The organism is Chryseobacterium ginsengisoli (assembly GCF_039542325.1).
Lineage (GTDB): Bacteria > Bacteroidota > Bacteroidia > Flavobacteriales > Weeksellaceae > Chryseobacterium > Chryseobacterium ginsengisoli.
In genome coordinates, this window is the sequence record NZ_BAABHX010000006.1 from 29,731 (window position 1) to 43,168 (window position 13,438).

14 protein-coding genes are annotated in these 13,438 nt (G+C 31.2%); 3 read left to right on the top strand and 11 right to left on the bottom strand.

The window, feature by feature from the left end; all coding sequences use genetic code 11:
• Positions 1–270: 270 nt before the first annotated feature.
• The 6 genes from ABD940_RS16785 to ABD940_RS16810 form a co-directional block, all read right to left on the bottom strand.
• Positions 271–894 (bottom strand): hypothetical protein, encoded by a 624-nt coding sequence (locus ABD940_RS16785; RefSeq protein WP_345206589.1) that lies wholly within the window; start codon positions 892–894, stop codon positions 271–273.
• 18 nt (positions 895–912) lie between these two features.
• Positions 913–1,797 (bottom strand): hypothetical protein, encoded by an 885-nt coding sequence (locus tag ABD940_RS16790; RefSeq protein ID WP_345206592.1) that lies wholly within the window; start codon positions 1,795–1,797, stop codon positions 913–915.
• A gap of 175 nt (positions 1,798–1,972) precedes the next feature.
• Positions 1,973–2,464 (bottom strand): hypothetical protein, encoded by a 492-nt coding sequence (locus ABD940_RS16795; protein ID WP_345206594.1) that lies wholly within the window; start codon positions 2,462–2,464, stop codon positions 1,973–1,975.
• 48 nt (positions 2,465–2,512) lie between these two features.
• Entirely contained in the window at positions 2,513–3,013 is a 501-nt protein-coding gene (locus ABD940_RS16800) for a hypothetical protein (protein WP_345206596.1), read from the bottom strand.
• Between the two features lie 48 nt (positions 3,014–3,061).
• Positions 3,062–3,553: a hypothetical protein gene (locus tag ABD940_RS16805; protein ID WP_345206598.1), complete on the bottom strand. Its 492-nt coding sequence runs from the start codon at positions 3,551–3,553 to the stop codon at positions 3,062–3,064.
• Positions 3,554–3,563: 10 nt separating this feature from the next.
• A complete protein-coding gene (locus ABD940_RS16810) occupies positions 3,564–5,198 on the bottom strand; it encodes a hypothetical protein (RefSeq protein WP_345206600.1) in 1,635 nt (544 codons plus the stop codon).
• Positions 5,199–5,382: 184 nt separating this feature from the next.
• Between ABD940_RS16810 and ABD940_RS16815 the strand changes: the two genes are divergently transcribed.
• The gene (locus ABD940_RS16815; RefSeq protein WP_345206602.1) at positions 5,383–5,754 is read left to right on the top strand and encodes a helix-turn-helix domain-containing protein; all 372 of its coding nucleotides are present in this window, start codon (positions 5,383–5,385) and stop codon (positions 5,752–5,754) included.
• Between the two features lie 100 nt (positions 5,755–5,854).
• Here the strand turns inward: ABD940_RS16815 and ABD940_RS16820 are convergent, their stop codons facing one another.
• The 3 genes from ABD940_RS16820 to ABD940_RS16830 form a co-directional block, all read right to left on the bottom strand.
• On the bottom strand, positions 5,855–6,406 hold the full coding sequence (locus ABD940_RS16820) for a hypothetical protein (RefSeq protein ID WP_345206604.1): 552 nt from the start codon (positions 6,404–6,406) through the stop codon (positions 5,855–5,857).
• Between the two features lie 291 nt (positions 6,407–6,697).
• A complete protein-coding gene (locus ABD940_RS16825; protein WP_345206607.1) occupies positions 6,698–6,826 on the bottom strand; it encodes a hypothetical protein in 129 nt (42 codons plus the stop codon).
• Between the two features lie 125 nt (positions 6,827–6,951).
• Positions 6,952–7,830: a putative phage abortive infection protein gene (locus tag ABD940_RS16830; RefSeq protein WP_345206610.1), complete on the bottom strand. Its 879-nt coding sequence runs from the start codon at positions 7,828–7,830 to the stop codon at positions 6,952–6,954.
• 75 nt (positions 7,831–7,905) lie between these two features.
• Between ABD940_RS16830 and ABD940_RS16835 the strand changes: the two genes are divergently transcribed.
• Positions 7,906–8,232, top strand: coding sequence for a hypothetical protein (locus ABD940_RS16835; RefSeq protein ID WP_345206612.1), 327 nt, complete (start codon positions 7,906–7,908; stop codon positions 8,230–8,232).
• A gap of 178 nt (positions 8,233–8,410) precedes the next feature.
• Here ABD940_RS16835 and ABD940_RS16840 read toward each other — a convergent pair whose 3' ends face one another.
• Entirely contained in the window at positions 8,411–9,115 is a 705-nt protein-coding gene (locus ABD940_RS16840; protein WP_345206614.1) for a hypothetical protein, read from the bottom strand.
• Between the two features lie 255 nt (positions 9,116–9,370).
• Here ABD940_RS16840 and ABD940_RS16845 point away from each other — a divergent pair, with 255 nt between their 5' ends.
• Positions 9,371–10,093: a hypothetical protein gene (locus ABD940_RS16845; RefSeq protein ID WP_345206616.1), complete on the top strand. Its 723-nt coding sequence runs from the start codon at positions 9,371–9,373 to the stop codon at positions 10,091–10,093.
• Positions 10,094–10,929: 836 nt separating this feature from the next.
• Here the strand turns inward: ABD940_RS16845 and ABD940_RS16850 are convergent.
• Positions 10,930–13,191 (bottom strand): polyribonucleotide nucleotidyltransferase, encoded by a 2,262-nt coding sequence (locus tag ABD940_RS16850; RefSeq protein WP_345206618.1) that lies wholly within the window; start codon positions 13,189–13,191, stop codon positions 10,930–10,932.
• Positions 13,192–13,438: the final 247 nt, after the last annotated feature.

A 13,438-nucleotide genomic window follows, 5' to 3' on the forward strand; every position in this document is an offset into this window, starting at 1 on the left:
ATAATATTTAATTTCTCTAATCCATTTATATAGATCTTTTCCGTCTACATTTTTTATAACTTCCGTCCAATTTTTTTGTTTATCAAATTTGTATTTGAAAATAATTTCAGTTAGTTTTAAGTCATTTTTACCTTTCCCCCAAGTATCTAAGTAAAAAAGCTTTCTATTTGATTATTCTTATCTCAAATTGTTCTTTTACAGGAATACCATAGATTTTGGCAGATTTTTATGTATTAAGTTCTTTGTTTGAAAATATCTTCAGTGGCTTTTTTAGTTGTCTTTATTTTTTATAAAATTCAGAATCTCGTGATAGTTATATTTTTCAATTCGCTTTTGAAAACTTCCGTCGGGTCTGATTGCAATATAATTACCATATTCAAAAGGATATTTAAAAAATAGATCTTTGATCTTGCCTTCTTTATCTTCATAGACATTTTTTACATCACTTTGATAGCCTTTTTCTGTCATGAAAAAGATGAAGACCTTCTTGTTCTTTTCACGAAAAAAACCTGTGTAAGAGCTATTTGAAAACTGTTGCTCAATTATTCCCGCATCCATATTTACGGGTCTAAAAAAGTAACAGATGGCAATAGTATATTCTTCATCAATTCCTTCATCAGTCAACTTATTAATATAATCTATAACTTCTTTATGTATCTCTTTGGATAATACGCCTTTTTCTAAAGCTCGAAAAATCATTGCTACTTCTGTGTTTGCATTTTTAATATCTGAAAAATATCCTTTTAAATAACCAGTTTTCCTACCAAAATCTCTTTTATCGAATTCCTCTTTTGTTATCTGTTTTTGGTTTTCATCAAAATAATAGATTGTCTTTTTTTGTGAAAAGCTCTTGAAGCCAATTAATACAATTAACACGAATATTATTTTTCTCATTGCATTTTGTTTTTTTAATTATTTTATTTTAATCTTGCTTGTATCTATATTTTTGTCTTTCAGAGCTCCGTTCATTTTTACTTTTATGAGATCTTCAATATAAGTTCCCATTAATGGTACTGCAATATTTCCGATAAATCTATAACATGGAGCTTCATACGTTTGAAGTCTTTCCGGATATTCTTCATCGTCAGGAATTTTTGTATTAATTCTTACAAAAGGATCAAATTCTATAGGCTGTATATTTATTGAAGCATCTTTTTTATAATCGGTATAATTATCAAATTTATATGGATCACCTGGACTTGCCCATCTTCCGTCTTTTGTTTTATATACATCGAAAAATTGATATTTTTCCTGATAGAGTTTTCCACAATATTCACCAACGAAAAGTAATACCTTATCATAGTATTCAATCATTGGTCTGCCGAGATGGCTATAAGATTTAAATTCTATTGTATCACTAGGATAATGACCGTAAACTTCATCAATAATTTTATATTTATATTTCATAGCTCCTCCATCTAAGGTAACTACTCTGCAATAATATGGATCTTCTTCATATCTTTTGGATATTTTTTCTCCTACAAAAATGTATAGATTAGAAGGTTGTTTCTGTTCACAAGGCACATAAGGAACACAATGTTCAGGTTCTAATTGTACTTTTATTTTTTTCTTAATAATATCTGCAACTTTGTACTTTTGAGTAAAATATTTAATACTGTAAAAATATAGAGTATCAGTAAGTTTTGCTTTTATTTCATACTTACCTTCTTTATCCGCATGAGTAATGTAGTTTTTGTTTTTATATAATTTTTGATAAGTGTCTCCATCATCACTCCAACTTTTAGTTGCAGATCTCATTTTACTATACTTATATAAAGTATCATTAACCGCAATCATTACAAAATTTCTACTTTTAGTAGTGTCCTTTGCAATTCCTTTAACAAGAACTTTCTGAGACTTGCAAAATATTGATAAAAAAAGAAGTGTAAATAGAAATATGTTTATTAATCTTGTTTTCATAATATAAGTTCAAGAGAGTAAACCGCCAAATAAATGACGGTTTATAATTTATTTACTCAGAATAATCATGACTATCATATCCTTTTACTCCTGTAAATTCTATTTTCTCAATTTTAAGATTAGCAAAAAATTGTTGAACATTATATGTCCAATCTCCACGACTTTCAACCATTAAATTTTGTACTTGACTTGGTATTTCATTCTCAAATGTAATTATAACCCTTGGAAAATTAAAATCATTGTCCGATGCAACACTGAGCAAACTTCTATCAAAAAAGAATAATTTCAACACATAATATTTTGTACTTGGGGATATTTTTGTATCCTGAAACCATCTTACTATTTCCACATTTTTATTTTTTAGCTTAGTGTTAAAGTTGGAAAAATTATGACCATAAAACTGTGTTTTATTAGGAACTATAGAATTTAATTTCGGAACAACATCATTATAAAAAGTTATATAATCGCTTGTCGTTTGAGCTTTACAATTATAAATAAAAAATAGATTTATAAATAGTAAAGCTTTTAATAATATTGATTTCATAGATTTCAATCAAAGAAAATTAAACTGCCAACTTTGGCAGTTTAATTTTTATTTTAAAGAATTATCCGTACTATCATAACCATTTAAACCAATGAATTCTATTTTTTCAATTTTCATATTGGCAAAAAATTGTTGAATATTATAGGTCCATTGCATATTATTTTGTTCAGCCAAAGTTTCAATTTGTTTTGGTATTTTATTCTCAAAAGTGATTGATATACAAAGTAACTGATAGTCATTATCTGATGCGATACTCCACATTTTCATGTTTGTTAAAAATAAATTCAAAATGTAATATTTTGTTCCAGGATTTATTTTAGTATCATAGTTTAATGATATTATATCTATATTTTTATTTTGTAGTTCATTATAGAAATTAGAAAAATTCTGTCCATAAAATTGTGTTTTATTAGGAACTATAGAATTTAGCTTAGGGGCTATATCATTGTAAAAAGCGATGTAATCACTTGTTGTTGCTGTTTGTGCTTTACAATTATAAATGAAAAGAAGATTTATAATTAATGACACTTTTAATACTAATGATTTCATAGATTTCAATTAAAGAAAATTAAACTGCCAACTTTGGCAGTTTAATTTTTATTTTAGAGAATTATCTGTACTATCATATCCATTAAGTCCAATGAATCTAATACTTTCTATTTTCATATTGGCAAAAAACTGTTGAATATTATAGGTCCATTGCATATTATTTTGTTCAGCCAAAGTTTCAATTTGTTTTGGTATTTCATTTTCAAAAGTAATTGATAAAGATGGCCATTGCAAATCATTATCTGTTGAAATGCTCCACATAGTAACAGGAGCAAAATATAATTTTAAAATATAATATTTAGATCCTGGATCGGTTTTAGTATCGTAATTAAATATAATAACATCTAAATTTTTATTCTGTAGTTCACTAATAAAATTAGAAAAATTCTGTCCATAAAATTGAGTCTTATTAGGAACTATAGAATTTAATTTTGGAGCCACGTCATTGTAGAAATCTATATATTCACTTGTCGTTTGTGCTTTACAATTATAAATAAAAAATAAATTTATAATTAAGAATGTTTTTAATATTGTTTTCATAATAATTTATTTAATTAGGACATTTTGAAACTTTGGCTCTTTCATCATTAATATTAGGAATTTTTTCTATGGTAGCATTAATCTTTCTAAGATTTCCATTAGCATCTACTTTGGCTATATTTATTCCAGCATTCAATTTTTCTAGCATGTATGCTAAACCTACAGCTCGAGGATTATAGTTTTCTCCTGACGTATCTATTGCTGTACTTTTATTATTATAGATATATTTCATCTTATCAATTTCCTTTGCTAATTTACTCCCTTCCAAAAAACCATGATTATTTGGATCATAATTTTTACTTCTTGGATTATCTATCAAAAATTGAGCGGCAACTGCAGGATCTGTTACTACCAAAGTATAGGATTCTGTAGTAGTACCTGATATACCATATACGAATTTAACAAGAAAATTAGAATTTGCCGTCACACTTTCAAGCATTCCATAAAAATCACCCGCAGAGGGTACAGCAGGATCTCCCGAATGGCTGTGTCCGTCTCCTACATATGTTTCGTTTGGGTTTAGCCATTCCACGGGTACTATAGAGTAATGTTCGAAGCCTATTTTAGATGGTGTTGCACGGTATGCTTCGGTTGTGTTATCCTTTCCTATTGCCAACGCCCATTCTTTGTCCAAAGGTGCTTTTGCTTCCAAATCATTTTTCATGTTTATTCCCGCTTGGCTTTTTAGAATGTTATTAGCTTTATCAATCGCAGGTTTTGCTTTTGCACAAGGATCTTCAATATCAGGAACCTCCGTAGTTCCTGTACCTGTTCCACATCCCGGAGCCAATCTGTAGAATACAGTATTTAATGAACAAGGATCTTTTTGGGGCTGTGGTCCCGGAGTTCCTCCGCCGCCACCGCCTCCACTGCCACCTCCGCCACCGCTTGGGAAAGGATCATCATCTATCCATGTAGCGGTTGTTGAGCAGGAAGTTACTAAAAAACAGTGAATAAGTCCTCCGCAATTACAATTAGCATAATCACAAATTGAAGCACTTTGCCCATGTACACAATAATGATATGTTGTACAAACAGTAGTGTATATAAACATTTTGTTTTGCTCTGTCCCTTTCTTGGCATCCATTATATTTAGCCTATTGTATTCTGTAGAACCTTCATAAAGATCTTTCGGCAGATTGGTAAACTCCTGATGTCCGAAGGTAAAGAAATCCATCTGAAGGAAAGTATCCATAAGAAGCTTTCTGTTTTCTTTAGGGTAGTTGGCATTATAGACGTATGCTTTCAGGTAATCATTGGTAAAATCCTGCACATGAAAGACGGAATTGTTTTCATCAAGTTTCACAATCAGTAGCGAGCTCAGCTCTGTTTCATCTGCTGAAAGCGGTACATACAAAACGGTTTTATCACTAATGTCTAATACCTGCATTTTGTCCCAAATCGGCATCCCTTTTTGATCCGGCATTGCAGTAAGAAAATCTTTTTCACGGTTGTACGCTTCCAGAATTTCAACATAGTCTACGCCTGTTTTTGCGTTTGTGGAAGATGTTGTGTGTTTAAAGAAATTCGCATTGTTTCTTTGAGGTTCGGTTTCGCCTTTGGCGAAGTCTTCATTGTGACAGGACCATAGTAAGGTCAGAAAGACTGTCAGTATAGACAGCCTGAGAATAATTTTTCTTCTCATAATTTGTTTTGTGTTTAAGAATCGTAAATATATAATTTTTTCTTAAATAATCACTACGAGGTGATCATCATGGGAACAAATTTGATAAAAAATACAATATGCTGAATACAACTTTGGTTGTAAAATCTCTGAACCTTAGTTGTATTTTCTTTTTTTTCTTACTTTAGCATAAAATATATACAATATGACTTTGGGAACCAAGCTTAATAAGTTGAGAACGGGTAGAAATCTTACACAGGTACAGATTGCTGAAAAACTTCATGTTTCTCAGAACGCTTACAATAAGTGGGAAAGTGACAAAGCGAAGCCGGCAATGGAAAACTTAATGAAGATTGCAGATTTTTATGAAACTGATGTATATGAGCTGTTAGATGAAAAGCCTATTGTACAAAATAATACAGATAGAGCGGTAGGAAATATTCATAACAACAATACTGTAACAATAAATAATACATTTTCAGAAGAAGTCATTGAAAGCATATTGAAAAACCAACAAGACATTACCAAACTTGTAGAAGCACAAAGCAAACTTATTGAAAGTCTTCTGAAAAAATAAAGTTTAAAAATTTAAACGAACCATAAAAAAGCCGTAGAAAAATTTTCTGCGGCTTTTATTTTTATGAAATATAGTTTTAAGTGCCTATATTAAATCTTACTTACTTTTTTGCATTAGTATAAAATGAATAATAATAAAAAATAGGATACCTTTCAAAAGTTTCTGATTTACCTATTGTGTATGCATCATGTTCATATATATTTGAAAAATCAAGAATAAGAGATTTTTTTTCCGGGGAATTGAAGATGAACTTTATTAAACTGCTTACAGCAGTTTCCGTCTCATAGGTAAATAAAAGTTGTTTACCGTCAGGACTGTATACTTTCTTATTATAGATTCTCGCATTCAGCTTTTTATCTACACCAGTATCGCTACATTTTACCTTATACATCAATGTTTCTTTGCCATTTTTCATAATGTATACATCTGCATTTTTATAGCTTTCATCATACTTGAAAATAACAGCTTCATTGATTTTCATAATCATGTCTGTGAATTTTTCTTCATTAGGTATCGGCTGGGTTTCAGTACCTGCGGGCATTTCGATTGGTCCTGATTTTGAAGATGCTGTCGGTTTCTTTTTTTGTGCATTTGTAGTAATCCCAAAGAATACCATTGCAGTGACAACTGAAATAAATTTGAAAATTTTCATGGAATATTTTTTTGCAATGTTATGTAAATTATTTTAAAATGATCTTATTGTGTATTTAAAATTCAATCATGGGTGATCGTAATTAAAGCTTACGGTTTTCCCTAATCTTTTAAAACAATAAGAACCTGCTCAAATTTTATTTAAAATGCTATTTGTCATTCTGAATGGAATTTTGCGAAGCATTATGAAATGAAGAATCTCTTGAAATTAAGACGATAAAAGATCAGGAGAAACCACATCTTATTACTTATATAATAGTAAATTGGGTAGATATCATCTTCCCTCTTAAGCTTAAATGTCTAAAAAATCCAGCCATTCCTGCAACAAATCCTTAATATCTGTCAAAGGAAAAGTATAGGGTTTCTTTTCAATTCTGAAATTGGGATATTCAATATCCAATTCAATATGTTCCAATACCATCGACTCATAAACTGTCCCATCGAAATTTGTTGTATTATTTAAAAAGAAATTTACAAATAAAAGATGTATTAAGTTCGGAGATTTTACATAGCGAGAGTTTAAGGAGCTATTCCTATATTAAGTTTTTACTCCAACCTTTTAAATGCTGTTTCGGCATATTCTTTCTTAAGTTCTTTATTTATTATTAGACTTATATCAATATTTTTAAACAAGGTATATTTTTCAACTAATGGCTTAAAAAACTTATTTCCATTTGCATGTAAGCAATTGTAAAACAATAAAACTTGCTCAGAGCTCGAAAGTTGTGATCTTATTATTGAAATATAGAATCTTTTATTAATATCGTCTGTATTATCTATTAGCTTAATAATATGGTAAAGTGTCCTAAAATAATGACCTAAAATATTTTTATGATTGAAATAAACTAAATTATAAAATGATACAGCAAACATCCTATCAATATTTTTTTCTGTAATTCTTAAATTAGGATTTTTAGTCAATTCAACACCACCTATTTTGATATTTTCATTATTTATATGATTAGCTGCATAATCATTATATTTTTTTAGTAATGTATCGAAAACATCTCTTCCTGTTACATTATAATTTTGGTTAACATAATTTGAATGTTCTACGATATTTGTAAATAATGAAATCATTTGAAAAAATGTATTCTCAAACTGTTGCTTACTTAAAGTTAAGTTTTGAGTCTCAAATTCTTTTCTAGTTCTTACCATTTCATCCCTAGTTAATTCTAATTCTTTTCGTTGATATTCTAATTCTTTTTTTTGCATTAAAATAGTAAGAATAATACCTGCTAGAGCTAACCCAGAAAATAAAGAGTTAATTGCACCAAAAGAATCACCTATATTATTAGGATCTTTGTCAAAATGAAATCCATAAAATACTAAATAGGAAATTAGCCATAACACAATGATTCCTATTGTTGTAAATACACTTATTGTTTTTAAGTTTAAATCTTTTTCTTTATTATTTTCTGACATGAATAATGGTTTAGTTTTCAACAAATATAAAAAAATCAATTACGAATTTTTCATTACATTTGGAAAAAAAAGAAGATGAATATAAATCTTATATCATTTATATCTGAATACAATAGAGCTAAAATGATCAGTATTTACGAACCACTTGAGGTGTTAAAAAAATTATCTGAAAGAGATGGAGATGAATTGGCAATTGCAAGTTTAACTTATAGATTAGAAATACTTAATTTTGATGAAAATGCATTTGAAAAAGCCCTTGCTAATACAAATTTTAATTTGGAAGAAAAATTAAAAACAGTAAATGGCGTAGAAATCACTACTAAAGATTTTTTGAAAATAATATCAATGGAAATTGGAAAAGAAGTTGCAAGATATTATGATGGAGAAGTTGAAAAAATTTAAAAATATAGGAATTTCTGATAGAGTAGATTATAATCAATTCTAATAAAATCAAAACCCTCGCCAACACGCGAGGGTTTTCTATACAAAAAACTTAACATAATACTTGAAAATTTATGTTCAAGAGATTTTCAAGTTTTCTTAATATTTTAGAAGGGGTTTAAATAATTTTTATAAATGATTACAAATCTTTTAAATTTTCTTTTTTCATTTTATTCATCGAAGATTTAAAATTATTTCTTGCGTTATTAGATTCTTGATCAGCAGTCATATAAATATTTTTATCCATTAAATGGAGTGAACTTAAAATCCTTTTTTCACAAGAACTGGAATAGCCGCTCATTAGCATATACATCATACTTAAGTTTTGATTCGTATTTTTCCAATTCTTGGTATAAATAGTTGATGGTAATTCAAATGATTCCCCAGAAATATAGCACCTATCTTTACTTTCTCTTTTACTTAATTCTCCATCACCATATTTAAGTTCTAAATCATCAATTAACAGCTTTTCAGGACTAATTATATCTATGCTATATAAGATGGATTTGTAAAATGATAGTACAATTTTTTCGATATTATATTTTTCATTCAATTTATAATTCATGAACGAATAAACCGAAATATTTGGAGAATAAGATGATCTAGAGGGACTTTTATATGTTTCAGATTGATTTGGAAGCAGTTTCTTGATTGTTAATTTAGATCTTATAGGATCATCACATTCATAATTATCACAATTAAAGATAGTGGTTGTATACACTTGAGCAAGAGAATCAACTTGTGATTCTTTAAATTTACCAAGTTTGAAAATAGAAATGCCTTCTATTTCTTGGGAGAATAGAGATGTTGAAATACAAAGGAAAATAATAATTAATTGTTTCATGGTTAGATATTTTAGCAAATATAAAAAGATTTATAAATCAAATAATACGGAATTCAATAAAGAGAAATTAAAGAATCAAAAAGCCACTCAATAAAACGGATTTTGCAATCCTTGTTTAAAACTCTTTACTTCTCCATCAGAATTCTCATCCCAAAACTTAACATAATATCCTAACTATCAAAATAATACCCCAAAAATTCATTTCAATTCAAAATAAATTTTATATTTGAAAAAATTTTTAAAACACAAATACATATGTCTTCAAGATCAGAAGTAGGACATGCCAAAAATGTGGCAAACCTACAAAAACTAATTCAGCAGGTTTCCGTTTATTCCCTTTACAATCCTCCGGTTCCGGATCTTACCGTTGCAAATCTCCAGACTCTTTACAGTACTGCAGCCGCCAAATTAAGCGAAGTCGAGGATAAACGCAATGCCAACAAGAACGCTATTGCTTTACGTCAGATAGCTTTCAAAAACCTCAAAGCCAACTGTACCAGAATCATCAACCGTTTAGAAATTCTCGGTTTGACGCAAGGAACAGTCAATCAGGCAAGATCTCTGAACCGCACTATACAGGGCGCACAAAAGAAATCTGCCGCAACACCCGAAGAAGGTAAAGAAGCGCCAAAAACCATTTCCACTTCCCGACAGTCTTTCACCCAGCAAGCCGAAAACTTCGGAATTTTTGTTCAGCTGTTGGCAACCATTCCTTCCTACACTCCCGATGAAGAGGAATTGAAACTAACCAATCTTAGCACGTACAAAGATTCATTGTTAACCACAACTCATGCGGTAGACCAAACCGAAGCTGAGCTCAACGTCAAGCTCATGGAAAGAGACAAAATATTATATACAGAAGGAACCGGGCTCTATTCCATTGCCCAAAACGTAAAAAAATATGTAAAAAGCCTTTATGGAGCTACCTCCCCTGAATATACAACCGTTTCAGCCATCATATTTACCACCCGAAAATAATATTTTACACTCTAAAAAAATATCAGAATAAGAATATCTAATATTCTTTCAAGGTAAAGTTACATTCTTACGATGTAACTTTATTTTTTTGCAATGTGATTTTATATTGGCACGATGTAAATTTATATTTTACCGATGTTGAGTTATATTTTTGCGATGTTGTGTTATATTGGCACGATGTAAACTTATATTTTAATGATGTTGAGTTATGTTTTTACAATGTTGTATTATATTAGAATGATGTTGAGTAATATTCTGGCGATGTTGAATTATAATTTTAAGTTGTAAAATAATATTCTTTCGTCTGCAAGTTATATTCTTCTATCTGCGAGTTATATTTTTACGTCTGCAAACCATATTCTTCCTTCTGTAGATTCTATTTTTTCATCATGTATCTTATTCCATTCAGTATTAGCGATGTCATCCTGAGGCTCTCGAAGGATTCCGCAGCTAGAATTGAAGAATCATAGTAAAAAACACTCAGTATCAACGATGTCATCCTGAGGCTCTCGAAGGATTCTGCAGCTAGAATTGAAAAACCATAGTTTATTTAAATAAAAAAACACTCAGTATCAGCGATGTCATCCTGAGGTTCTCGAAGGATTCTGCAGCTAGAATTGAAAAACCATAGTTTATTTAAATAAAAAAACACTCAGTATCAGCGATGTCATCCTGAGGCTCTCGAGGATTCCGCAGCTAGAATTAAAAAACCATAGTTTATTTAAATAAAAAACACTCAGTATCAGCGATGTCATCCTGAGGTTCTCGAAGGATTCTCATGATAACAAAAAAGACCACCGAATTTCGATGGTCTTTGTATAATAGATTAAATAATCTTAAGCTTCAGCTGAAGAATTTTCATCTCCTGCAGGTCTTTCACCTTCAGGTCTTCTTTGTCCTTCAGGTCTGTTTGGTCTTTCAGGTCTACCCTGTCCTTCCGGTCTACCTTGTCCTTCTGGTCTTGGTTTTCCTTCAGGTCTTGGAGGTCTTGGTAAAAGAACTTTTCTGGAAAGTTTCATTTTCTTACGGTCATCATAACCCATGAACTTCACTTCTACTTCATCCCCTTCGTTATAAGGAACTTTGTCTAAACGAGCCCATTCGATTTCAGAGATGTGAAGAAGTCCTTCAGTACCTTTTGCAATCGCTACGAAAGCACCGAAATCCATTACTTTCACTACTTTACCTTTGTAAACTTCACCTACAACAGGTACGAAAGTAATTTCGTTGATTTTTGCAATCGCCTCATTGATCTTCTCTCTGCTAACACCGGAAATTTCGATTCTTCCGATTTCACCAACTTCTTCAATCGCGATAACAGTATCCGTATCTTTCTGCATTTGCTGAATGATTTTTCCACCAGGTCCGATTACAGCACCGATGAAATCTTTAGAGATCTCCATCATTACCATTTTCGGAGCGTGAGGTTTCACATCTTCTCTTGGAGCAGCAATTGTTTCAGTGATTTTATTTAAGATATGGATTCTTCCGTCTTTAGCCTGTAAAAGTGCTTTCTCCATAATATCCATAGATAATCCCTGGATTTTGATATCCATCTGACAAGCAGTGATTCCGTCTGCAGTTCCCGTTACTTTGAAGTCCATATCACCTAAATGATCTTCATCTCCTAAGATATCAGAAAGTACCGTGAATTTCCCTGATTTTACGTCAGTTACCAATCCCATTGCAATACCTGAAACAGGTTTTGTAATCTGAATACCCGCATCCATCAAAGCTAATGTTCCTGCACAAACTGTCGCCATTGAAGACGAACCGTTTGATTCTAAAATATCAGAAACGATACGGATGGTGTAAGGATTTTCTTCAGGGATCATATTTGCCAAAGCTCTTTGAGCCAGGTTTCCGTGACCAACCTCTCTTCTTGAAGTTCCTCTTAAAGGTCTTGCTTCACCAGTTGAGAATGGTGGGAAGTTATAATGTAAGAAGAATCTTTCGTCATAGTTTACCATTACGCTGTCTACCATGTTCGCATCTTTTACCGAACCTAAAGTTACAGCCGTTAAAGATTGCGTTTCACCTCTTGTGAAAATTGCAGAACCGTGTGCTCCCGGTAAATAATCGATTTCGCTCCAGATCGGACGAATCGTTTCAGGATCACGACCATCAAGACGGATTTTATCATTCAAAATCATCTGACGCATCGCTTCTTTTTCAACATCGTGGTAATATATTTTTACGAAAGGAGTTACTCTTTCCAACTCTTCAGCATTCTCAACATATTGAGCTAAAAATTCTTCACGTACCGCTTTGAATTTTTCTCCTCTTTCTTCTTTGCTAGAAGGCGTTTTTGCTACTTCGTAAACTTTATCATAAGTTTCTTTCCACACTTTTTCACGGATAGCCTCATCGTGATTTTCGTGGTTGTATTCTCTTTTTGGGAATGATTTTCCTACTTTTTCAGCTAATCTTTCCTGAGCTTCAACTTGCTTTTTGATTTCAACGTGAGCGAACTGGATCGCTTCAAGCATTTCTGCTTCAGAGATTTCTTTCATTTCACCTTCCACCATTACGATAGAATCTTTAGTTGCTCCAACCATAATATCAAGGTCAGAATTTTTAAGATCTTCGAATTTTGGATTAATAGAAAGTTCACCGTTGATTCTTACTACTCTTACTTCAGACATTGGTCCGTTGAAAGGAATATCTGTAATGGCAATCGCCGAAGATGCAGCAAGACCTGCTAAATCATCAGGAATTGACTCTCCGTCATAAGAAATTAATGAAATCATCACCTGAACTTCCGCATGGAAATCTTCTGGGAATAATGGTCTCAAAACTCTGTCTACCAAACGCATCGTTAAGATCTCCTGATCAGATGGTCTAGCTTCTCTTCTGAAAAAGTTTCCTGGAATTTTACCGCCTGCATAGAATTTTTCTCTGTAATCTACTGTTAAAGGTAAAAAATCTACACCAGGATTGGCTTCTTTATTGGCTACAACTGTTGCTAAAAGCATTGTTCCGCCCATTTTTACGACTACAGATCCGTCAGCTTGTTTTGCTAATTTTCCTGTTTCAATTGTGATTTCTCTGCCGTCTGCAAGAGTAATCAGCTCTGTAATTGCTTGAGGTACACTCATAAATTGTTTTGTGTTGCACTCCGTATTGAGTGCTTTAATTAATTATATTTCGTCTAATTTTCGTTTGCAAAGATAATGCATTATAATGATTTATCGAATTTCAGATATAAATTATCTTATAATCAGGACAATTTTTATTGAACTCATAAGTTATTTTCAATTGTTTTGATAATAATTAATAAAATCAAAAAAATAAGCATAAAAAAAGCAACTCCTTTCGAAGTTGCTTTTATTTGAAAATCTCTGT